General features: G+C 71.2%; 17 protein-coding genes and 1 pseudogene. 11 read left to right on the top strand and 7 right to left on the bottom strand.

All coding sequences use genetic code 11. The features are described from left to right. Positions 1–54 precede the first annotated feature (54 nt). Complete coding sequence (locus AC0B61_RS35245) at positions 55–1,014, top strand: Scr1 family TA system antitoxin-like transcriptional regulator (protein WP_471746320.1); 960 nt, start codon at positions 55–57, stop codon at positions 1,012–1,014. Between the two features lie 2 nt (positions 1,015–1,016). Continuing rightward, positions 1,017–1,244, top strand: a complete 228-nt coding sequence (locus AC0B61_RS35240; protein WP_471746318.1) for a DUF397 domain-containing protein — start codon at positions 1,017–1,019, stop codon at positions 1,242–1,244. A gap of 295 nt (positions 1,245–1,539) precedes the next feature. Here the strand turns inward: AC0B61_RS35240 and AC0B61_RS35235 are convergent, their stop codons facing one another. Both AC0B61_RS35235 and AC0B61_RS35230 read right to left on the bottom strand, forming a co-directional pair. Then, a complete protein-coding gene (locus AC0B61_RS35235) occupies positions 1,540–2,316 on the bottom strand; it encodes a TauD/TfdA family dioxygenase (protein WP_471746316.1) in 777 nt (258 codons plus the stop codon). Between the two features lie 242 nt (positions 2,317–2,558). Beyond that, entirely contained in the window at positions 2,559–3,917 is a 1,359-nt protein-coding gene (locus AC0B61_RS35230) for a transcriptional regulator (RefSeq protein WP_471746314.1), read from the bottom strand. 296 nt (positions 3,918–4,213) lie between these two features. Between AC0B61_RS35230 and AC0B61_RS35225 the strand changes: the two genes are divergently transcribed. From AC0B61_RS35225 to AC0B61_RS35205, 5 genes are all read left to right on the top strand, one after another. Further along, positions 4,214–5,056, top strand: a complete 843-nt coding sequence (locus AC0B61_RS35225; RefSeq protein ID WP_471746312.1) for a class I SAM-dependent methyltransferase — start codon at positions 4,214–4,216, stop codon at positions 5,054–5,056. Between the two features lie 91 nt (positions 5,057–5,147). Continuing rightward, on the top strand, positions 5,148–6,491 hold the full coding sequence (locus tag AC0B61_RS35220) for a UDP-glucose dehydrogenase family protein (protein WP_471746310.1): 1,344 nt from the start codon (positions 5,148–5,150) through the stop codon (positions 6,489–6,491). Further along, positions 6,488–7,834, top strand: coding sequence for a putative PEP-binding protein (locus AC0B61_RS35215; protein WP_471746309.1), 1,347 nt, complete (start codon positions 6,488–6,490; stop codon positions 7,832–7,834). Before AC0B61_RS35220 ends, AC0B61_RS35215 begins: the two co-directional genes overlap by 4 nt. Positions 7,835–7,913: 79 nt before the next feature. Next, positions 7,914–9,347, top strand: a complete 1,434-nt coding sequence (locus AC0B61_RS35210) for a Gfo/Idh/MocA family oxidoreductase (protein ID WP_471746307.1) — start codon at positions 7,914–7,916, stop codon at positions 9,345–9,347. Positions 9,348–9,379: 32 nt separating this feature from the next. Further along, complete coding sequence (locus AC0B61_RS35205; RefSeq protein ID WP_471746305.1) at positions 9,380–10,897, top strand: glycosyltransferase family 4 protein; 1,518 nt, start codon at positions 9,380–9,382, stop codon at positions 10,895–10,897. A gap of 138 nt (positions 10,898–11,035) precedes the next feature. Here AC0B61_RS35205 and AC0B61_RS35200 read toward each other — a convergent pair whose 3' ends face one another. After that, complete coding sequence (locus tag AC0B61_RS35200) at positions 11,036–12,343, bottom strand: UDP-glucose dehydrogenase family protein (protein ID WP_471746303.1); 1,308 nt, start codon at positions 12,341–12,343, stop codon at positions 11,036–11,038. A gap of 720 nt (positions 12,344–13,063) precedes the next feature. On the opposite strand from AC0B61_RS35200, the gene AC0B61_RS35195 reads away from it, so the two are divergent. After that, positions 13,064–14,506 (top strand): hypothetical protein, encoded by a 1,443-nt coding sequence (locus tag AC0B61_RS35195; protein ID WP_471746301.1) that lies wholly within the window; start codon positions 13,064–13,066, stop codon positions 14,504–14,506. A gap of 530 nt (positions 14,507–15,036) precedes the next feature. On the opposite strand, the gene AC0B61_RS35190 is transcribed toward AC0B61_RS35195, so the two are convergent. Beyond that, positions 15,037–18,657 (bottom strand): hypothetical protein, encoded by a 3,621-nt coding sequence (locus tag AC0B61_RS35190; RefSeq protein WP_471746300.1) that lies wholly within the window; start codon positions 18,655–18,657, stop codon positions 15,037–15,039. Positions 18,658–19,054: 397 nt separating this feature from the next. On the opposite strand from AC0B61_RS35190, the gene AC0B61_RS35185 reads away from it, so the two are divergent. Continuing rightward, on the top strand, positions 19,055–19,495 hold the full coding sequence (locus AC0B61_RS35185; RefSeq protein WP_471746298.1) for a hypothetical protein: 441 nt from the start codon (positions 19,055–19,057) through the stop codon (positions 19,493–19,495). Between the two features lie 190 nt (positions 19,496–19,685). Here AC0B61_RS35185 and AC0B61_RS35180 read toward each other — a convergent pair whose 3' ends face one another. Then, positions 19,686–19,961: an HU family DNA-binding protein gene (locus AC0B61_RS35180; RefSeq protein WP_471746297.1), complete on the bottom strand. Its 276-nt coding sequence runs from the start codon at positions 19,959–19,961 to the stop codon at positions 19,686–19,688. Between the two features lie 128 nt (positions 19,962–20,089). After that, positions 20,090–20,482: a hypothetical protein gene (locus tag AC0B61_RS35175; RefSeq protein WP_471746295.1), complete on the bottom strand. Its 393-nt coding sequence runs from the start codon at positions 20,480–20,482 to the stop codon at positions 20,090–20,092. Positions 20,483–20,754: 272 nt separating this feature from the next. On the opposite strand from AC0B61_RS35175, the gene AC0B61_RS35170 reads away from it, so the two are divergent. Both AC0B61_RS35170 and AC0B61_RS35165 read left to right on the top strand, forming a co-directional pair. After that, a complete protein-coding gene (locus tag AC0B61_RS35170; protein WP_471746293.1) occupies positions 20,755–21,210 on the top strand; it encodes a hypothetical protein in 456 nt (151 codons plus the stop codon). Beyond that, on the top strand, positions 21,207–21,332 hold the full coding sequence (locus tag AC0B61_RS35165) for a hypothetical protein (protein WP_471746291.1): 126 nt from the start codon (positions 21,207–21,209) through the stop codon (positions 21,330–21,332). The genes AC0B61_RS35170 and AC0B61_RS35165 overlap by 4 nt, the downstream gene beginning before the upstream one ends. 123 nt (positions 21,333–21,455) lie before the next feature. On the opposite strand, the pseudogene AC0B61_RS35160 reads toward AC0B61_RS35165, so the two are convergent. Next, positions 21,456–21,554 (bottom strand): annotated as a pseudogene (locus AC0B61_RS35160) (transposase); the annotation flags it as partial.

The raw sequence follows: 21,554 nt of genomic DNA, 5'->3' as shown, positions 1-21,554 counted from the left end.
TCGGCCGCGCAGAACACTTGACCAGTCATCAGCCGAGTCGATAGGGGTGGGCACATGCCACCAGCGAAGAAGCGGGCACGCACCCGCCCAACCGCGTCGCCCGAGAGCTCAGGGCCGACGTTCCTCGCGAGCCTCCTCGCCCAACAGTTCCGCGACATCCGCCTGGAGAAGGGCGCGAGCCGCGAGGAAGTCGGCGAGCTCCTGGACCTGTCCTGGCACGCCATCGCCCGCCTGGAGACCGCCGAACGCCTCGGCACCGTTCCTCAAGTCGCACTCTTCTGCAACCACTTCGACGTGCCGGCCGAGACGGCAGCGCACATGGAGCGCCTGGCCCGGGGTGCGAAGCAGAGGGGCTGGTGGTCCGAGTACGACCGGCCGCTCGGCGGACCGTACGCAACCATCGTTGCCGTGGAGAACCTGGTTGCCTCGTCGAAGACCGGCGAGATCCGCACCTGGGAGCCCGAAGTCATCCCAGGCCTGCTACAGGGCCCCGACTACATCCGGGCCCTGTTCGAGCAGCAGGAACATCAGGCGAGGCGTGATGGTGAGCGCCCGTGGCCAGGCGACCTCTCCCTCGACGAGCAGGTCAAGAGCCGGGCGAAGCGCGCGGAGATCCTGGAGGGCAAGGACGGGACCCGGCTCTGGGCGATCATTGGCGAGGGCGCGTTCCGGAAGAGGATCGGCGGCTCGGAGGTGACACGCAAGCAAGCCAAACACATGTACGACCTGATGCAGCGCTGCGCCAACGTCACCATCCAGATCCTGCGGGACGACGCCGGCTACCACCAGGGCACGGCCGGTCCGTTCACCCAGTTCGTCCTCTCGAAGGCCGCTGACCACTCGGCCGTGTACCACGAAGGACCGGGCAGCTTCGGGGATGGTATCGCCCTGATCGCGCGGCAGGAGAGGATCTTCCGTCAGCTCCAGGCAACGGCGATTAGCCCGCGTGACACCCAGTCATACTTGCTGCGAGCCAGCTCGCACCAGGCGAGCGAGCAGTCACAGGAAGGATGACGATGCACGACAGCACCACGCTCGATCAGGGCGCCGTGGGCTGGCACAAGTCCAGCTACAGCGGGCAGCCGAACGACAACTGCGTCGAGCAGGGCGTGACTCCCACCGGCCTGATCGCCGTGCGCGACAGCAAGGAGAACGGCCTCGGCGCCGTGCTCCGCGTCTCGCCTGCGGCCTGGTCGGCGTTCATCGACGGCGTCAACGCGGGTGAGTTCCCCATCGAGCTGTAACGGGTTATCCGAGGGGTTGGGTGGACCCTGACGAATATGGCGCCAAGGTCCACCTGCCCCTACTGCATACCATCCGGGCACGACAGGAACACCAGCCCGGCTACGGAGCCACTCGGCCTCGCCCGGAATACGGCCGCCGCGGCTTGACGGCGGCGGACACCTGAAGGGAAGGGCTGTGTATGTCACCCCTGAACAGATCGACCCCGTCATAGAGTTCATCCTGGTCCGTCTGAAGGGGAGAGTTGCACCGAGCCCCACAAGGCCCGGGCCACGCGGGTCATTGGGCTGGGGGGCGCTACCGGCCCTGCTTGGCCCGGTGGGACGGGGCGGCACTGTACATGGAGCGCGTGAGCCGGCGCGGTCGGGCGCCGTTGCGGTACGGGCGGCCGCGGTGAGAGACGCGGTCGTTGCGGAAGACCAGCATCTCCCCGGGGTCGAGGAGGACGTCCACCAGGTGGGTGTCGAGCGCGGGGCCGCGCAGGTAGGCGAGCGCCCTTTGCAGGGCAAGGTTCTGGTCGGTGGCCCAGAGCTCGGTGCTGCCGTCCGAGTAGCGGGTGGCCAGTTGTCCGTTCACCCGGCCGAAGGCCGGCCCGGTGGCGCGCAGCCGGCCAGGTGTTGTGCCCGGGATGGTGGCGAAGCGCGTCAGGGCCTGTGGATGGAGCAGGCTTTGGGCGGCCGCGTCGTCGGTGGCCGCCAGGTCCGTGAAGGCATCGCAGGTGAGGAACAGCTGGGTCGCGCCGCCGGAGTGCGCCTGTGTGAGGCAGTGGAGGAACGTGGTCTTAATCCCGCCGAGCTGTTCGAGCAGTCCGTCCACGTGGAACTGCTGACCGGGGGCTTCGGACCACGGCGCCGCTGGGCTGTCGGGGCGCGGGATCTCGTTGTACGGTCCGGTCTGTCCCACTGCGCTGCGGACCTCAGGGTCCCGGTAGAGCAGGGGGGTGTAGGCGTCGGGCAGGCCCAGTGCGTGGGCGATGCGCCGGTGGGCTCGGAAGGGGTCGTCCGGCGTGGGCGGTACCGGGATGACGGCGTATCCGCGCTCGTTCACCGTGGCTATCACGTCGTGGTCCGTCACGTCACATTCTCCGTGTACGTAGTGTTGTTGAGGGTGCCGGTGCTGTCCGTAACAGGGGGGATCAGCCCGGGGACCTGCGTGCCCGCCGCTGCAGATCTGGTCCGCTGCGGGTCGCGCCGAATCCGGGCAGCCGATATGGCGGCGCAGGCGCGTGCGGTCAGCGGCCGTCGTAGAGCCGATAGCGGGCTCGACCCTGAGGGTGACGTCGGGTCGGCCGGTGGGCAGGGGCGGGGTGTGCTGGGTCAGGCAGAGATGGCGAGGAACTCGGCGACAGCCGGCACGCCGCGGTGTCGGGCCAGTTGGGTGCGCAGGTAGTCGAGCGTGCTGGTGGAACGGGCCGACTCCACGCCGCCCATCGTCTGGATGACCTGGTAGCCGATGTCGACGGCGGCGTCGAGTTCTCCGAGCGCCAGATGAGCGCCTGCGCGGCGCGCGTCGTAGATGACGGTGCCCCGTAGCTCGCGTTCGGTGTCGTACGGGTCGGCAGTGGTGGCGGCGGCGGTGAAGTGGTCGAGGGCCTTGCGTGGTTCGCCGAGAGTGAGGGCGGAGCTCGCGGCGACCTGGTGCAGTTCGCCCTCCGATATCCAGTACATCGACGCAAGGTCGGCCTCGATGGCCTCGGCGTGGCTGTAGGCGGCCAGGGCGTCGTCGATGCGGGCGTAGGAGGCGGTGTGCTCCCCGGCCTTGGCGTGAGCGCGGGCTGCGCGGGCGTGGAGCATCGCCAGGACCCTCGGTGAGGAGATCCTTGACAGGTCGGCCAGCGCCACGTCGATCAGGTGAAGTGCGCCGCGCGGGTCGCTCTTCGGTGCGGCGTTGTAGCGCAGGTTGGCCCAGAAGCCGATCACCAAGGCGCTCAGGGTGGGGTTCTCGGCGGTGGCGGCGGCGCGCAGGGCGGTGATGAAATGCTTCTCGGCGGCGGCGTGCCGGCCTGCGTCATAGGCGCACCAGCCGGCCAGGCGGGAGGCCTCGGCCGCCGCCGCGAACAGGCGCCGCCCGATCGCTTCCGTGTAGCAGGCGTTCTTGATCCGGTCGGTGATCATCCTCAGCTCGACCACCGCACCTTGGTACACGTGCTCGGAGCCCACTGTGTCGTCCAGCTGGCGAAGCGCGTCCAGTCGCAGGTCGAAGAGGGCGGCGTCGCGTTCGCCGAGCCGCAGTCCCGTGGCGGGCAGCGCGAGCGCGGAGTCGGCGCTGGACCACTGCGCGAGGATCGCTCCGAGTGTGGCGGTGGTTGCGATGACAAAAGCGCGACGGTCCACGTGACCTCCATCGTTCAATGCCAGGACGGTACCCGCGGAAGTCCACGGTGACTCCAGGACGACTCGGTCGTCGTTGAGGTCGAGCGCCGACAGGAGGAACCCCGGCCAGCCACGCCGGTCGACCTCCAAGGGGTCGATGCCGTGGTGATGGGCGATGGCCAGCATGGTGCGCCGCTCGGGTGTCACGCCGCGCTTCCAGCGCGCGACTTGCTCGGGGCGTCCGGCGATCGTCCCGAAGCCGAGCTCCTGATGGGACTGGCTGACCTTCCTGAGGTACTGCGACGCGGTGAGGCCGGCCATCAGCGTGGTGAGCGGGTGTGCAGGCTGCTCGACCGCAGTCATTCCCTCATGCCCCTTTCTGAAGTGATGCCCCCAGCCTCGGCACCCCGGGCATCCGGTGGCAAGTCCTTCACGACAGAAGGCAATCGAAGGCAATCCGAGGCAGTCCAAGGCAATGCCCGAACGCTGGCGTTGGCCAGTGCCAGGCCCGACAGTGTCTCTCCCGGGCCGCCGCAGAAATTCGAGCGACCTTCCCGGACACCGGTGTTCGGCCCCGCATGGCCGTACGACCGCCGGCCGCCGCTGGGACGGCGGCCACGGCTACCCGCTCTTTCCTCCTGCCACCCAGAGGGTCTGACATGAACGCAACCATGCCGGTGCGACGCCCGTCCGGCACCTACCCGGACTCCGGCGCCATCTTCGCGACCTGCGGAGCCTCCTACGTCCAGTTCCGTCCCCGCCACGCTCCGACGGTCATCGACCACCTCGCCCATCAACTCCCCGCCAGGGGCCGGATCCTGGACCTGGGCTGCGGTCCGGGGACCCTTGCTCTGGACCTGGCCGAGCGCGGCTTGCGGGTCACCGGCCTGGACGCCTCCCAGGAGATGCTGGACGAAGGCCGCCGCTGGGCCGAGCAGCGAGGCCTGGCTGAGATGGTCGACTGGCGTAGCGGGGACGCCGCCGAGGCGGATCGGCTCGACGCCCCGGGCAGCTTCGACGGCGCTGTCATCGCCGATGCCTTCCATTGGCTGGATCGCCCGCGCGTCCTCGCCGCCCTCGACGCGCTCGTGCGCCCGGGCGGGTTCGTCGCCATCGTCGGCTACCGGGCCCCCGGCACCCAGCGCGAGTGGTGGCACCCGCTGCTGGTCAAGCTGCGCGAGAAGCACCTGGGCGACGCGCACCTCGCCGGCCCCGGCACCGCGTACGTCCCCCTCCAGGTCGGGCACGAGGCCGTGGTGCGGGCCTCGGCCTTCAGCCGCGTGTCCGTGCTGCGCGCCGACTACGAGCGCACCTACACCCTGGACCAGCTGATCGGCCTGCAGCGCACGTTCGCGTACTCCTCGGCGGCCACCCTCGGCGAACGGCAGCAAGCCTACGAGGCGGACCTGCGCAACATGCTGCGCACCGTCCAGCCCACCGGGCCGTTCACCGCCCTCCTGCAGGCCGCCGTGATCGTCGGACGCCGCCCCGACACCCGCTGACCGCCCGTCGGCCGCCCTGCCCCCTGCACCGGCGGCCCCCTTCACCGCACGCCCCGCCCACACGGACGGGGCACCACCACACGGAGGACCCATGAAGATCACCGTCATCGGCTGCGGCCGTCTCGGCGCCCCCTACGCGGCCGTCATGGCCGAACAGGGGCACGACGTCACGGCCGTGGAGATCAACCAGCAGGCGCTCGCCGCCCTGAAGGACGGGCGGTGCCCGTTCGACGAGCCCGGCGTGAGCAACTGCATCCGCACGAACATGGCCGCCGGCCGGCTGCGTTTCACCGACTCCTTCGACGACGCCGTGGCCCACGGCGAGCTGTTCTTCCTGGCCGTGCCGACCCCGCAGATCGAGGGCGGCGAGACGATGGACGTCACAGCCGTCGAGGACAGCATCCGGCAAATCACCCGCCGCCTGACCCGCGACGCCGTGATCATCGGGAAGTCCACCGTCCCCGTCGGCACGGCGCAGCGCATGGCGGACCTCGCCGCCGCGAACGCTCCGGCGGGCGTGACGGTGCGGGTCGGGTGGAGCCCCGACTTCCTGCGCGAGGCCCTGTCGATGGAAACGACGCTGCGCCCGGCGCGGATCGTGCTCGGCACCTCGGCCGGGGACCGGCCGGTGGTCGAGGAGATCGCCCGGCGGGCGTGGGCGCCGCTGCTGGAGGCCGGCGCCGCCCTGCTGGTCACCGACTTCGTCACCGCAGACCTGACGAAGGCGGCGGCGAACGCCTTCCTGTCGACGAAGATGTCGTTCGTCAACGCGATCGACGACCTGTGCCGGGCCGCGGGCGCGGACATGGACGTCGTCGCCCGCTCGCTCGGCCTGGACCCGCGCATCGGCGGCTTCGGGCTGACGGCCGGCCTGGGCTGGGGCGGCTCCTGCCTGGGCAAGGACATCCGCGCGGCCGGCGCCCGGGCCCGGGACCTCGGCGTCCACACCACCGCCCGCCTCCTCACGCTCGTGGACGAGATCAACACCGCCCGCCGCACCCTGGCCGTCGACCACGCCCGCGTGGTGCTGGGCGACCTGCGGGGCGCGAGCGTCGCGGTGTGGGGCGCCAGCTTCAAGCCCGGCGTCGGCGACATCAGCGACTCGCCCGCCCTCGACGTGGCCGCGCGGCTGAGCCGGGCCGGTGCCCAGGTGCGCCTGTTCGACCCGAGCGTCAACGACCTGGCGGCCCGCCAGCACCCCGGCCTCACGGCGGCGGACACCGCGCAGGCCGCCCTCGACGGCGCCGCGCTGCTCATGGTCCTCACCGACTGGCCCGAGTTCAGCGCCCTCGACCCCGCCTCGCTCGAACCCGCCTCCGGGCCGCGCACGGTCATCGACGCCCGCCGTTGCCTGGACGCGCGCCGCTGGCAGGCGGCCGGATGGACCCACCAGCTCCTCGGCCACCACCCGGCCCTGCCCGGAGAAGGCCGATGAGCGGGCCCACCCCACCGTTCACGGCCCGGGAGTCCGGGGTCCGGCACCAGGGCGTGGCCGGCACCCGCGGCTTCGCCGTCGCCCCGGCACGGCAGCTGCGCCCCGGCGCCCCGGCCGACAGGCCGCACATCCTGATCGCCCGGGACCTGACGCCCGCCGACACCGCCACCCTGGACCCGGCCCAGGTCGCCGGGTTCGTCACGGCCGAGGGCGGACCCACCTCCCACGCCGTCCAGGTCGCCTACAACCTGGGCATCCCCACCATCGTCGCCGCCGGCGACGCGGTGCTCACGATCCCCGACGGGACGATGTGCGTCCTCAACGGCGACACCGGCACCCTCCACACCGACCTGTCCGACCAGGCCCTGGCCGCCGCCATCGCGCACCGCGACCACACCGCCCGGCGCAGCCGGCTGGCGCCCGCCGCAGCCGCTCTGCCGGTCACCCTCACGGGCACGATCATGCGCCCGGACCAGGCAGCCGACCTGCGTGCCGCCGGCGCCGACGGCATCGGCCTGCTCGCCACCGAGCTGCTCTTCCTCGGCCGCGAAACCGACCTCACCGACGAGGAGCAGCACTACCGGGCCTACCGCGACATCGCCCGGGCCGCCGACGGCGCCGAGGTGACCCTGCGCACCCTGGACATCGGCGGCGACAAGGAGATGCCGGTCCTGGGCCTGCCACGCGAGGACAACCCGTTCCTCGGCGTGCGGGGGCTGCGCCTGAGCCTGCGCCGCCCGGACCTGTTCCTGCCGCAACTGCGCGCGGCCTACCGCGCGGCCCGCGACGACGGCGCCCGGCTGCGCCTGATGTTCCCGATGGTCACCCACGTCGAGGAGTTCCTGCAAGCCGCCCGCACGGCACGTCAGGTGCAGGCGGACCTGGGCGCGCCGAGCATTCCGCTTGGGGTGATGGTCGAGGTCCCGGCCTGCGCCGTGGCCGTCGACCACTTCGCCGGGCACGTCCACTTCCTCAGCATCGGCACCAACGACCTCGCCCAGTACCTCACGGCGACCTCGCGCACCAACGCGGCCCTCGCCCGCGACATTGACCCGCTGCACCTCGCGGTCCTGCGCACCGTGCACACCGTGGCGACGGCCGGCATCGGCCAGGGCATTCCGGTGTCCGCGTGCGGCGGCCTGGCCGGCGACCCGGTGGGCGCCGTCGTCCTGGCCGCCCTCGGGGTCACCTCCCTGACCGTCGCCGTGCCCTGCCTGCCCGACGTGCGCGAGGTCCTGGGCCGCGCGGATGCCGCCGTCCTGGCGACGGTCCGCGAGCACGCGCTCTCCACCGGCGGCAGCCGCCACCTGCGGGACCTGGTCACGCAGCTGCTCGGCCTCTGACCACAGCCCCGGCTCCCCACCACCTGCCGAATCCTGACGGGCCGCCACCGCGCGTGGCGGCCCGGAAAGGGGAACACCCATGCCCTCAGCACGTCCGCCGCGGCCCGTCAGCGTCCTGCTGGTCGGCGGCTGCGGCCACTGGGCCGCCGCCGAGAACCACATCCCCGCCATCCTCGCCCTCAAGGACACCGGCGCCCCCGTACGCGTGGCCGCCGTCTGCGACCCCCGCAACCCCTACGCCCCGGCCCTCCTGGCCCACATGCCGCACCTGGACACCCTCCTGCAGCAAGACCGCCCCGCCTGGATCCAGCCCAAACCCGGCGAGCCGGACACCGACCTGGAACACCGCCTCCTCCAGGCCCACCGCACCCACCGCTTCGACGCGGTCATCGTCGCTTGCGACCCCGTCGCCCACTACCCCTACCTGAAGTGGGCCACCGAGCACGGCATCCACGTCCTGTGCGACAAGCCGATCGTCTGCGTCGAGGACGCCGCCTGGCGCCCCGACCGCGCCGCCGAGATCCGCCACCGCTTCGACACCCTGCTGGGCGCCCACCGGGCCCAGCCCGGCCACCTGTTCGCCGTCCCGCTGCGCCGCCGCGCCAACGACGCCTTCCTCCACGCCGCCGACCTCATCCGGGAGATCCACGACGCCCACAAGCAGCCCGTCACCATGGGCCGCATCGACGTCGCCGGCGGCCACTACCGCCTGCCCCAGGAGTACGCGCTCGGCAACGCCCACGGCTACACCCACGGCGTCGGCGCGCTCTCCTTCAGCAGCTACCACTACCTCGACGAGCTGACCCGCTACCTCCAGCTCGCCCCCGGCCCCACCACCGCGCTGCGCCTGACCCTGCAGTACGTGCGCCGCGTCAGCGACCACCTCGCCAGCGGCCTCGGCCACACCCTCGGCGAACTCCTGCGCCCCCACTCGGAAGCCGAGCTGCCCGACGCCGAGCTGCCCGAGCGCGTCCTGCGGGCCGAACTCGACTTCGGCTTCACCGTCGAACTGCTCGACCCGGACCGTCGCTCGCTCGGCGTCCTCTCCTACACCTACACCTCCAACTCGCTGTCCAACCGCACCGTCGGCGCGCTGGTCCGCGACGCCCGCAACGAGGTCGCCTTCCGCGAGAAGGGCCGCATGTCGCAGTTCACCGTCGACCTGCACCAGGGCAACCTGCAGCACCTGCGGATCACCAAGTCCGACGCCGTCGGCGAGCCCTACACGATCCGGGTCGAACACCGCCGCAACCCGCTCATCGGCGGGTCCGGCCGCCGGGAGCGGACCTTCCACGACGCCCACACTGCCAGCGCCGTCACCCCCCGGGACATCACCGCCGCCTTCCTCACCATGGCCGGCGGCGGCACCCCGCAGGCCTGCGTCCCCGACAAGATCGCCTTCCTCGACGGCCAGGTCCTCACCGACCGGCTCTTCGCCGCCATGTACGAGCTGCTCGCCGCCCACCACCACGACGCGCGTCCGTGCCCGTCCGCCCTCGTCGACATGCCCTGACCAGCCGACCGCACCCCAGGGAGCCACTCACCGTGACCCTTCCCGCCGTTGACCACGGCCTGATCTTCTATCCCCGCGGCGGATCGGCCCTCGTCGCGAAGAACCTCACCGAGCACCTGCGCGCCTGCGGCCACCGCGCCCGCGTGTTCGCCGGATCCCTCGGCAGCCCCGGCGACTACTCCCACGCCCCCACCTTCTACGGCCCGGACCACCTGGTCGCCTCCGACTACAACCCCGCCGTCGCCGACCACGGCGCCGGCCACGATCCCCTGAACGCCCCCGTCCCCCTCCACCCCTCCTATGAGGACCGCGGAGCGGTGCCCGACCGGGCCTTCACGGCTGTCTCCCCCCACACCAACGCCCACCTCGAGGACTACTGGAGCCGCCAGTTCGACACCCACCACGCCGGCGAGAACGGCCTGCTCCACCTGCACCACCTCACCCCCCAGCACGCCGCCGCCCGACGCCTAGGCCGCACTGTCGTCACCACCCTCCACGGCACCGACCTCAAGTGCCTCACCACCGCCCTGCACCGGCTGCGCCGGGCCGCCGACCAGGGCCTGACTGTCACCGACCTCGCCCGGCGCGAACAGCACACCACCCACCTCGGCGCCGGCAATCCGATCGACGAGCGGTGGCGCAGCTGGGCCCACGCCGAGTACTGGGTCGGGAAGCTGCAGGAGCACGCGGCCGTCAGCGAGCACACCGTCGCCGTCTCCGAGCAGGACCTCGTCCTCGCCCAGGACCTCCTCCGCATCCCCGACAACCGGGTCGAGGTCATCCCCAACGGCGTCGACACCCATCTTTTTTGGCCCCGCCCCACCACCACCGACGCGGCCGCGGAAAAGGCGAACCTGCTGCACCGCTGGCTGGTCGAGGACCCCCAGGGTTGGCTCCCCGGCCGCAGCCCCGGCACCATCACCTACACCCCTGTCGACATCGACCGCGCGCTGCACGATGCCACCGGCCGCCGCCGGCCCCTGCTGCTCTGGGTGGGCCGTTTCCTCGGCTTCAAGCGCCTTGACCTGCTGCTCCAGGCCTTCGCCAGGCTCCGGGACAGTGCGGCCGTGCGCCCGGCCCTGCTGGTGCTGGGCGGCTTCCCGGGGGAGTGGGAGGGCGAGCACCCGCACACCCTGGCGGAGCGGCTGGGGATCACCGAGGACGTGTACTTCGCGGGCTGGCGTTCCCACGGCGACCTGAACGACGCCCTGAACGCCTCCGACCTGTTCGTCACGCCGTCCGTCGGGGAGCCGTTCGGGCTGGTCTGCCTGGAGGCGATGGCCTCCGGGACACCCGTCGTCGCCTCCGCCAGCGGCGGCCCCCTCAGCACCGTCCGACCAGGCGGTTCCCAGCCGACCGGATGGCTCACCGTGCCAGGCGACGTCGACGATCTGCACGCCACCCTGCTGACCGCGCTCACCCACCCCGGGGAGATCGAACGCCGCGGCCGCCACGCCCGTGCCTTCGTCGTCGAGCACTTCAGCTGGCGGACCGTCACCGAGCGGTACGCGGACATGTACGACCGCGTCCTGGCCGGCGTCCGGGTCTGACCGGCCCGGTCCACCGGCAGCAGGCCAAGGCGCAGAGCCGGGGAGCAGCCAGACCGGAGCAGGGGGAAAGGCATTGGCCGGGGCAGCACGCCGCCCCGGCCAATGCCTTTTCCGCGGCGGCCGGCCACGGGCACAGGGTCAGGCCGAACCGCGCACCGTGCGGCGGCCCACGCTCATGTAGGTGAAGCCGAGGGCGCCCATCTGCTGGGGGTCCAGCACGTTGCGGCCGTCGAAGACCAGGGGGTGGGCCATCGCCGCCGCCGCCTGCTCCCACGCGAGGTCCCGCAGCTGCGGCCACTCCGTCACGATGATCGCCGCGTCCGCGCCGGCCATGGCCTCCAGCGGCGTCAGGCAGCGCGTGGCCGACGACCAGGGGGCCTCGTCGAGCGGGCGCACCAGCGGGTCCCAGCACCTGACCGACGCGCCTTCGACCTGGAGCCGGGAGGCGATGATCGTGCTCGGGGCCTCCCGCACGTCGTCCGTGCCCGCCTTGAACGCGATGCCCAGCAGCGCGACCGTCCGCCCCTGGAAGCCGCCCAGCTCGTCCTTCAGCCGCTGAATCGCCCGCCGCGGCTGAAGGTCGTTCACCTCGATGACGGACGTCAACAACTGGAACGCGTAGCCGGAGTTGCCGGCCAGGGCCCGCAGGGCCCGGGAGTCCTTGGGGAAGCAGGAGCCTCCATACCCGACGCCAGCGCGCATGAAGTGCGGCCCGAGCCGGTGGTCGAGGCCCACCGCGTGGACAACCTGCTCAACGTCCGCGCCCGTCGCCTCGCAGATCGTCGCGATCTCATTGGTGAAGCTGATCTTCGTGGCCAGCAAGGCGTTCGCGGCTAGTTTGACCATCTCCGCGGAGGCGACGTCCATCTGCGCGATCGGCCCGTCCACTCCGTCGTGCAGCTGCGCCACCAGCTTCGCGGTGTCGGGATCGTCGGTGCCGATCACCACACGGTCCGGGTGGAGGAAGTCGTGCACTGCCCGGCCCTCCGCCGTGAACTCCGGGTTGGCGGCGTACCCCACGGCCTGGAGGCCCGCGCTGTCCATGGCGGCCCTGATCCTCGCTCCGGTGCCCACCGGCACCGTGCTCTTGACCACCACGGCCGCCAGGTGCTGGGCATCCCTCAGGGATTCGATCACCTTCCAGATCCTGGACAGATCGGCGTCCCCCGACGCCGTGGGCGGGGTGTCCACGCACACGTACACGACGTCGGCGCCGCGCACGGCCTCCTCAGCGTCCAGGGTGAAGGTCAGCCGGTCAGCGCTCTCCGCGATCAGCTCAGCCAGGCCGTCCTCGTGGATCGGTACCCCTCCGCCTCGCAGGACCTCGATACGCTCCTCCTGGATGTCGCGTACGACGACCTCATGCCCCAGCTTCGCAAAGCAGGCGCCAGTCACGAGGCCGATGTAGCCCGCCCCGAACACGGCGATTCGACGGTTCCCCACCATGAATTCGTCCACCCTTCCGGCATCGAGACGCCCTGCCTGTCCGCCGCAACCGACGATAGAGCATGATCGCTCCTCGTCACTGTCTCACTATCGAGAGTGATCGTTCGCCGGTGCATGCCACGACGACCGCCCACCCTCGACGCAAAGCCAGGACAGGCGGCCCGAAGCATGGCGCGCCGTGACCGAAGGCGCGCGGTGGGGCTCCCGGCCGGCCCTGTAGGGCGGTGGGAGACAGAGCTTGGGGGCAGTCGACGGGTGCGAGGCTGGTGTGCCGGTTGGTCACCCACGGCGTCGGGGATGTCGAGCAGCCGCAAGGCGGCGTCGAGGCAGCCCCGGTCGTTCGATGTGGGACGGCGGGCTGGTCAGCCCGCCGACGTGGGGCAACGGTCCGACAGCCGCCGCTACCCTTCATCACGGTCCGGTCCGCGGTCCGGGCCGGTAGCACCCACCAGCGGCAGTACTTCAGGCCGGCCGACCGACCCACGCCTCGTGCGTCGCCGCGACGAAGTCGCCCTCTGTTCACGGTCGCCGCCCCCGTCCGAGGCGGCCCGATCGCTGTCCGAGCTCGCCCACCTCGCGGTCCAGTTAGTCCAGGTAGCGCCGGCGGCGGTTCCCCGCCCCGCCCCGCGCTGGAGCCCCGGTGGAGGGCGCCGTTCGTAGTTGTACCGGCATCCCCGGGCCTGCCATCCTGGTCCAGCCGAAAACTAGGGGAGTGCTGTGGTGTCCGATCGCCGAAGCTGGATCTCGTTCGAACGCCGTCGTGACGCCTTCGCGCCTGTATCCGTCGCACAGTCTCTCGCTGCCGGTATCGGCATTGCCGGGATGACGGCCGTCAGTGCCACCGCTGCATTTTTCGTCACGGAGTGGAATCTCGAACAGTGGCGTCCGACCCAGGCGTTCGGGTTCGCGTTGAAGGTTCTCGGCTTCTATCCGTTTCTCCCTGGATTCTGTGCGCTCGTCCTTTCGCTGCTTGCGACCTGCGTTTCCGTGGCGGGTGTGTTCGGCAAAGACGGCTCCCACGAAGACGGCGACCGCTGCGCGTGCCGCAAGTGTCGCTGGGGCTACTGGATTGCGCTGGATCTGCGCAGCATGCTGCGTCCTGCCAGGCCGGTGCTCATGACGGCGGTAGCGGCTCTGCTGGTCGGGCTGGTGGCCGATGCCGCCACCGCTGCGGGTCTTGGCCTCTTCCACCTGTCGACTGGGCAGGCCATGGCCCTGCGTATCACCGCGGGTCTCCTTGGCTTTGTCTTGATTATGGCTGGATTCGTCGCCCACATGGCCAACGTACCCTGGTCGCTTCTGTCAACCTTCGGCGTATTCGAATCCTGGAAAGACCAGAAATGGTGGCAGAAGAACGGAAACGCTCCGGAGCTGGCAGCCCTGACCGCGGCACTCGATCCCAATAATGCGCAAGAGCAGCTTTTCCAGACTTTCCTGAAGTCAAATTCGCTTCCCCGGAATATCAACGGAGAGGGAGAGACCCCGGAGACGTACCGGCTGCTCGGAGTCGATGCGGAGTGGACCGCCCCAGCAGACTCGCTCGGGCTGGTGCCAGCGACGTGGCCCGAAGGCTGGGAGCTCGTCCGCCAGGAGCTCGGGTTCTTCTGGTTCCAGCTACTCGACGAGGCGGGCACGCCGATGGTCGAGGGGCTGGTCAACAGCAAGGTGTACGACCCGCGGGCGTTCCTACGCCTGACCGCCGCCGGACGACAGGAGGCCCGACGGCTGTGGCGCGGCCTGCCGGAGAGCCAGCGGGCGCTAGTGCAGCAGCGCGGCGGTCCATGGAAGCCGGCCCACCCGACGGTGGAAGCTGGCCCACGCTTCGACGAGGGAGACAACTACCCCCTGGTCGCCGCCCGGCTCCGGGCCAAGGGCTGGACCGTCGGCAAGGAGTCGGCCACCGGTATTCAGATCACGCTTTCCGACGCGGCATCCGCTTGGACTGCCGAGCGCGAGGCGGGGGAGAGCTTCTGGCTGCTCCCCAGCGGGACTGACGCGCCGCGGACGGGCTGCGCCGACGCCGGATCCTATCCGTGGTACCCGCAGGCAACACGCGCCTCCTGGCAGAACCCGGGTGCGATTGCCGATGAGGTCGACCAGATCCTCCGGCAGGGCTACCGCGAGGAACTGTGCCCGGACGGCGAAGACGCCGACGCGGTCTAGAAGGTCCCGACCGCTCCGGCCCGGACCCGACGCTCTACGAGATGCCGGGCAGCTTCAAGGAGGAGGGCGAGGACCCCGGGGTGACGGCCGAACGGGGGCTCCTCGAGGAACCGGACACACGGGCGACTCCGAGCCTGCCGGCTCCTGCTGGGACGACGCCGGATCGACCGCAAAGCGCCACGTTTACGTCGCCCGCAACTGCGTCCGCGTCGCCGAACAGAAGCTCAACGAGATGGAGTTCCTCTCCGTCGAGCTGATCGAACTCGACGAGTTCAAGAAGGTCCTGCGGGCCGGTCTGATGACCGACGTCGAGCTCGCCTACCTCGGCCTCCTGTAGTCGAAGCAGCGACGTTGGCCGCCTTGCCGTCTACACGGTGAAGTAGGCGATGAAGTACCGGCGGAAGGCGGCTGCAAGGCCCATCGTCACGCAGAAGGAACCAGCCGGGCCGACGCCCCGGGCGACGGTCTGGGCGGTGCCGGTCAGCAGGTGATCGGCCGCGTAGATGGAGCCTTATCAGTGGTCGGCGGCCTCAGTCCGCGACCGCCTCCAGGAAGTCGGCGTACCCGGCCAGCGCCAGGCCGAGCTCCTTCCGGCCGGCACTGTCCGGCGGGCTTGCCCGCCACAGGTCGATCGCGCACCGCCGGATCTCGTGTTCCTCGTAGCTCGGCGGCCCTGACTGGATGGTCGGGTCGCACAGAGGCAGGAGGCCGGTCAGGATGCTCCGCGCGGCAGCTGACTCGGGGTGCCGAGCAGCCCGGCGGGCGACGGCGCCCACACGGCTGATGCCAATGGTCCGCTCGACCGTCCGGGCCGTCAGCTCCAACCACCGCTCGTCGCCCAGGCCCTCCCTGTACGCGAAGTCGCCGGCCCCGTGCAGGTGCCCGGCGGTGCCGGGGAGGTCGAGGGCGAGGACGTGCTCCCAGAACTGTGCGGCGCTGTCGAAGAAGGCGGCGTTGCTCTCGTCGACGGCCTGCGGCAGGACCCCGGCCGTCCTGCTCAGGAGTTGCGAGACCGCCGCTGGCGCGCCGTCGCCGGTGCTGAGGAGAGAGAGGAAGTCCTGCTGCCCGCCGAGCGCGTCGGGGTCGACGACCAGGACCGCGGCGCAGACCTCAAGGGCGGCGGGATGGACGTGGGGACGGCGCAGGTACGCGGCGAGCTGTGCGCGGTCGAGCCGCCGGAGCAAGTCGACGCTGGCAGGGCCGAAGCGGTGGGTGATGAGTGCGGTGATGGCGGGCGGCGACGGCTGCTCCAGGTCGAACAGCTGCGCCGCGCGGTCGTCGGCCCACTGGGGGGCCCGGTCGAGAATGGCCGGGAGGTGGCTGCCGATCACGGCCATGGCGCGGTCGTCCGAGCCGTCACCGAGCAGGGTCTCCAGAAGGCCGTCGACCGGCGCGGCCACCCCTGCTGGCGGCACCGCGCGGGTTAGGCTCCACCAGATCAGGGCGTCCAAGGCGATACCGCCCAGCTGACTGTCCGCCACCCGCAACGGATCGGCTGCCGAGCGCGTCGGTGCGCTCCAGGCGGCGACGAGTGCCTCCAGCCACGCAGCGTAGGACTCCTCCAGTGCTCCGAGGTCGATGCCGAGCGCCCACGAGTCACGCAGCAGCAGGGCCATGGTCAGCTCCTCCTCCCCGCGATCGTCGTCCGCCAGTCCGGCGTCCGCGGCCAGAACGTCCCAGAGGGCTTCGGCGGCCGCGCCGGCGGTTGCCGTGCGGTCCGGGAGCGGGCACGGGGTGGCAACGAGGGGCGTGCGCAGCGCCGCGAGGTAGGCGCGCTGGAGGGGCGGTTCTTCGAGGGCGCCGACGACGGCCGGCACCGAGATAGCCCACGCGGTCGGCTCGGTCGCGATGAGCTGGCCCAGGACGATCCGGGCGTAGTCGGGGGAGAGGTCACCGGAACGCTGCCGGGCGAGGAGTTCGGCGGCGGCCGCGGGGGCGCCCTGGGCCGTCACCAGTGCCGCGATCTGACGGGCGGTGGCCTTGAGCGGATCGAGGTAGGGGACCGGTCGGAGACGGGGGAGCGGTCGTCGTGGCGGGGGTCCGAGGAGCGCGCTCACGGCGTCGACCACTGGCTGCAGCGGTTCCAGGACGGCGGGCGGCAGTACGGGGGCGAGCGCCCACACCGCCGACCAGCCCTTCGGGGCCCTCCTGTCGGGCCAGGTGGCCAGCGTCTCGATGCCTGCGGCGAGTTCGTCCGGCGTCGGGGCCGGTCCGAGGGCGGTGGCGAGCACCGTCTCGAGGTCCGGCCGGTCCTCCGCCGGGCACCGCTCGAGGGCCACGGCCACGAAGTCGACCCAATCGGCGGTGACCCGCACGACGTCGCCGATGCGGGAGAGCAGGTCGAGCGCCCGCCGGTCCCGAGCCTCGTCGCTTCCGGGCGGCGCGGGCACCTCCAGCAGGTGCACGGCGACCATTCGGTCAGCCCAACGGCGGGGGCCGGGCAGGGCATCAGCCCATGGCGCGGTGCGCTGGTCCAACCCGACCCCGTTCAGCGCCTCAGTGCGCGCGAAGTCCAGCTGGGCCCGGGCAAGGATCCGCTCAACCGCCGGCCCGTGATCGTCGGCGACCACCACGTGACGGAGGTCGTCCACCAGGTCGAGATCGGCCAGCAGAAGGTCGTCGTGGTCGGCCTCCGGAGCCAGCGCGGCCGCCAGGCCCGCAGCCAGCGCCTCGCGCACTGCGCGCGCCGGCACCGCAGGCTCGGTCCCGTCCGGCGGGTACGCGGCCGCCTGGAGCTCGACCAGGTTCTGCTGGATCTCCCAGCGGTTGGTATCCGGGGTGTCGAACAGGTGGACGAGCAAGTGCTGCGCGACCGAGACCCAGGCGCGGTCGCGCTGGCCAGCCGGGATGTCGATGAGCCACACGATCAGGAGCGGCTGCAGGGCGTCGAGCGTCTGCGGGGACGTCGCGACGGCCTGGACGAGGGATGATGACGGTGCGCCGATGGCGCGGGCCACACGGAGGAAGCCGTCCAGCACCCGCGGATCGGCCCTGGAGAAGGCCTCCTGGTGCTGAGTCAGCCAGGCGAGCACCTTCTGGGGCTCGGCGCCGGCGACGCGCTGCAGGTAGGGCTGGGCCGGCCAGCGGTCGGCCTCCGGGAGGAGCCGCGCCTGGTCGAGGAGGTCCAGCCACTGCGGGCTTTCGGCGTGGGTGAAGAAGTAGCGGACGGCCCGCCGCTGGTGCAGGCGCGCCACGGCCTCGACGTCCTCGGCCGTGGGGGCATCGGCGCGCACCAGGGCCACCAGAATGGGGGCTAGGTCGGGCAGGTCGAGGACCAGCTGCTCAACATGGGCGACGACCTGCTCGAAGAGCCCGCGTGTACTCGCTTCGCCGTCCGCGGCCTTGCCGTGCAGGACCGCAGACGAGTCCCGGTAGAACCGCGCCCACGCGCGGATCGCCTCCGCCTCGCCCGGCCCCGGGCTCTCCCGCGTCCACTGCTGGACCAGGTGCGTGATCTGACGGTTGCGGAATGCCCCGGGCTCGCTCTTCTCGCGCTCGAGGTAGGCGAACGCCGCCCGCAAGGCGGCCAGGCCGTCCGGCGCCGCGCCGTTCGGGTCCGTGCTGGCGCCAACCTTCCGGGCGTGGTGGAGACGGGCGAGCGTGTCCAGGAGCGGCCGCTGATGCTCGGGCCTGTCGGGCAGCGAGGTCAGGCCGGCGACCTCGGCGAGGAGCTCGCGCACCGCGGCGTACTCCGGTCCCGGATCGGCCGGGTTCGGGAGGTGCTCGGGCGGCATCTTGATCAGGGGCTGTAGGACCCTGCCGATGCCGGTCCTCGGTTCCAGGTGCTCGGGCGGCTCCTCGCCGCTGTCGAGGGCCGCGAGCAGCTTGTCCATCGGCTTCGTCGGCCCGGTCGGACGCCGCAAGAACGCCCGCAGCTCCTTGAAGACCTGTTCCTGGGCGTCGCGGACGCCGTCGAACTCCTCGCCGGCCTCCTTGAGCAGGCTGTCGATCGCGGAGCGGCACGACGCCAGCGCACCCTCGAACGGCTGCGCCCAGCGGGGGGCCTCGGCCAGCTTCTGCTGGGCGTCCCGCAGGTGGCCCAGGGCCCGCTGCCCGTTCGGGCCGAGAGCAGTCAGAGCCTGCGCGATCCGGGAGCTGTCGGCAAGGCGGTCGGGTTCAGCGCCCCGGTCGGGCGCGCCGTCATCGGTCACCGGCTCACGGTATCGAGTTCTTCCGGTGCGTCGGAGTGCCAGTGGCAAGACCAGCTGCCAGCCGGCCTGCGGCGGTGTGATTCGGGAGCGGCAGGTGTCGGACCTGATCGGTTTCCCGGCCCGCGCCGTGCGGTCCGGGTGGTTGGCGCCGCCCGCGTCGTCGAGAATCCGGGCAAGACCCGCCGCGCATGTCTGTGTGGGGCGCGGTGGGGCCTTCGGCTGCTGCCTCGGGCACTGGGGGACCGGTCGGTCCTGGCGATCCGTGCCAACGCGGGTTGTAGGTCCCGCGCGGTGTACCGCTTGTAAGTGTCCTTTCGGCTGAGCACCCCACGGCGAAATTCCAAGATCTTTTGCGGGTTCTCCGTGCGTGCCGTCAGCGGCTGCCATGCTGACCGCCATGACGAACAGTGACAGCAGGGTCGCGACCAGTGGCGAAGCGTGGTTCGCGTTAGCTGGCCTCGCCCTCGTCGGGGTGCTCGTGTCGGGCCCATACCTGTACTACGCGGCGACGACATCCTGGTTCATGGCTCAGCGCTACGACGCGAACAACCTGTTCTGGTGGCTGCTGCCGGTGGTGGTGGTCGGCGGGAACGTGTCGGCAGCAGCCCGGATCGGCGGGAACGCATTCGCCTCCTGGGGCGTGCGCCTGCTCTTCGCCGCGCTCGCGGCTGGCGCCTTCTTCGGATACCTCCACGGTCACCTCGCCGAGTTGGAGACACCCGTCGTGCAGTGGGTGTGGCCGCCCTGCGGCGCGGTCGCGGGGATGTTCGGACTCCAGATCGTCCGGCTGTCCGCCGAACGCCGGCCCTGGCGCCCTGCGGACAGTCAGACGCCATAGCTGCTTGGCCTCCGCGTGGCCCGCCCGCTCGGCAGGTCACTTCCCGCCGAGCGGCGCGGGGCTCCCCCGCCATGGAAGTCCAGAAAGCTGTCGCAGTGTCAGCCACACCCACCCGGAATGGCCTCTCCGAGACACCAGCGACCACGGTCGCCGTGCGGCGCACGACGCCGCACGGCGACCGCCGGACCTGCTACTTCGCAGCTTCCTTGAGCTTGGAGCCAGCCGTCGCCTTGACGCTGAAGCCAGCCGGGATCGAGATCGGCTCTCCGGTCTGCGGGTTGCGGGCAGCTCGCGCCGCACGGTGTGTGCGCTCCAAGGTCAGGAAACCCGGAATCGTGAGCTTCTCCTCGCCGTTCCTGACGGTCTCACCGGCGATCTCGGCGAACGCCGAGAGGACCGCTTCGGCATCCTTCTTCGCGACCTCAGCGCGGTCGGCGAGAGCTGCGACCAGTTCAGTGCGGTTCATCGTTTCTCACTTTCGATCATGTAACTCGGATCCAGCCGTATGCTGCCAGAGGCCCTGGCAGACAGGGGGGAATAGGAGCGCTGTACCACCAAGCACCAGGCGGGGCCTACCCCTTGCTCGAAGGGCGGCTACGGCTTGACCTCCTGGCACGCCCAGCTCTCGAGCCCGGTGAACGAGACGCAGGCCTTCCCCTTCTCCAGGCGGATGTCGCGCCACTCGGCCACCAGGTCCCTGCCGGCGTCGTGGGCCCGGACATCGCCGTGCACGGCCTTGCCTCCCCCCTCATGCAGTACGCCCCAGCGGTCGAGCTGGCCACTGCCGTTGACCCAGCGGGCGACGACCCGCTCGGCCCAGGTGCCCTTCCCGTGGATCTCGATGCACACGTCCGGGCGCGTGGTGTTGGTGCCGTAGAAGTTGTGGGTGCATGCATCGGAGGAGCGCTGCGCCGCAGCGGCGGGCGGGGCCATCGACACGGCGAGGAAAACGAGAGCGGCTGTGGTGGCGGAGGCCTTCACAATCACGTGCGGATCGTCCCTTCGAATCGGCATGAGCGGATCGCCTCTGCCGAACGACGCCGGCCGGGAATGGTTCCTGTGCGGATCGCCCATTCGGACCAGGACTGGCAGCGGCCCGGTCACCCTCGGGCAACTGCCACCGCCTGGCCGCCGGCCCGAGATCCCCGGTTCTTCACGCATGGGTTACCGAGAATCGGTAACCCCCTGCTATGGTTGCAGTCGAGGGGGTTACCGACAAGCGGTAACCCGCGTTGACCTGCCTCAGTGCGGAGGATTCGATGACGCCCGACGACCCGCTGACCCACGAGATCATCGAGCAGTTCGAGGCCCTGGCCCTCAGGATCGAGACGGTCCTCGGACCCTCCGACCTGGAGTTCATGATGGAACTGCGCTTCCGCCTCGAACAGGCAGCGAAGACGCTCTCGCTCCAGCTGCACGGCGGCGACGACCACGAGGTCGCCGGAGCTGTGACCGATCTTGTAAACGTCTTCTTCCCCGACGAGACTCCGATTCCCGACACCTGGTGGGGGACCGAGCTCGGACGGATCGCTGCGCTCAGCGTCGGGCACCCCGGCGCTGACGCGGTCTCACACAGTGTCGCCGCCGCCATGCTGGGAGTCAGCCGGCCCCGGGTCACGACACTGGTCGGTGAGGGCAAGCTCACGGAGCACCCCGACGGCGGGGTGGCGGTGGACTCGATCCAGCAACGGCTGACGCAGCACCCGCGGGCATGAAGGGTCCGCTGTCCGAGCGGGCCGCCGCCCGCGTCGCCGAGCGGGAGGGCTCGCTCGCCCGCGCGATGACGCCCCGGACGGCACAGCTGCCCTCCCGGCCGAAAGGGCAGCCGCACCCCTGATGCGTAGGCGGTCGACCTCGGCGAGCGTGGCGGCGCCGCGAAGGGCGAAGGTGGCAGCGACGGCGGCTTCCGCCGCTGGGGCGAGGGCCGGGCAGGTCATCCGCAGGGCGAGTCGCGGCGGGGTGACGCGAGGTTGCCGATGGTGCGCTTGACGAGCGACCAGATGCCCTCTTGTGGGTTGAGGTCCGGTGCGTACGAGGGGAGTTGGAAGACGGTCAGCCA

The sequence above is a fragment of the Kitasatospora sp. NPDC023385 genome (assembly GCF_055664045.1).
The sequence above is the reverse complement of the archived record's forward strand: the minus strand, read 5'-3'. Positions and strand labels throughout refer to the sequence as shown.

Excerpts from the sequence above, each read along its gene's own strand:
- AC0B61_RS35245 (WP_471746320.1), top strand. The coding sequence starts at position 55 with ATGCCACCAGCGAAGAAGCGGGCACGCACCCGCCCAACCGCGTCGCCC.
- AC0B61_RS35240 (WP_471746318.1), top strand. The coding sequence starts at position 1,017 with ATGCACGACAGCACCACGCTCGATCAGGGCGCCGTGGGCTGGCACAAG.
- AC0B61_RS35230 (WP_471746314.1), bottom strand. The coding sequence starts at position 3,917 with ATGACTGCGGTCGAGCAGCCTGCACACCCGCTCACCACGCTGATGGCC.
- AC0B61_RS35225 (WP_471746312.1), top strand. The coding sequence starts at position 4,214 with ATGAACGCAACCATGCCGGTGCGACGCCCGTCCGGCACCTACCCGGAC.
- AC0B61_RS35220 (WP_471746310.1), top strand. The coding sequence starts at position 5,148 with ATGAAGATCACCGTCATCGGCTGCGGCCGTCTCGGCGCCCCCTACGCG.
- AC0B61_RS35215 (WP_471746309.1), top strand. The coding sequence starts at position 6,488 with ATGAGCGGGCCCACCCCACCGTTCACGGCCCGGGAGTCCGGGGTCCGG.
- AC0B61_RS35210 (WP_471746307.1), top strand. The coding sequence starts at position 7,914 with ATGCCCTCAGCACGTCCGCCGCGGCCCGTCAGCGTCCTGCTGGTCGGC.
- AC0B61_RS35200 (WP_471746303.1), bottom strand. The coding sequence starts at position 12,343 with ATGGTGGGGAACCGTCGAATCGCCGTGTTCGGGGCGGGCTACATCGGC.
- AC0B61_RS35185 (WP_471746298.1), top strand. The coding sequence starts at position 19,055 with ATGACGAACAGTGACAGCAGGGTCGCGACCAGTGGCGAAGCGTGGTTC.
- AC0B61_RS35180 (WP_471746297.1), bottom strand. The coding sequence starts at position 19,961 with ATGAACCGCACTGAACTGGTCGCAGCTCTCGCCGACCGCGCTGAGGTC.
- AC0B61_RS35170 (WP_471746293.1), top strand. The coding sequence starts at position 20,755 with ATGACGCCCGACGACCCGCTGACCCACGAGATCATCGAGCAGTTCGAG.
- AC0B61_RS35165 (WP_471746291.1), top strand. The coding sequence starts at position 21,207 with ATGAAGGGTCCGCTGTCCGAGCGGGCCGCCGCCCGCGTCGCCGAGCGG.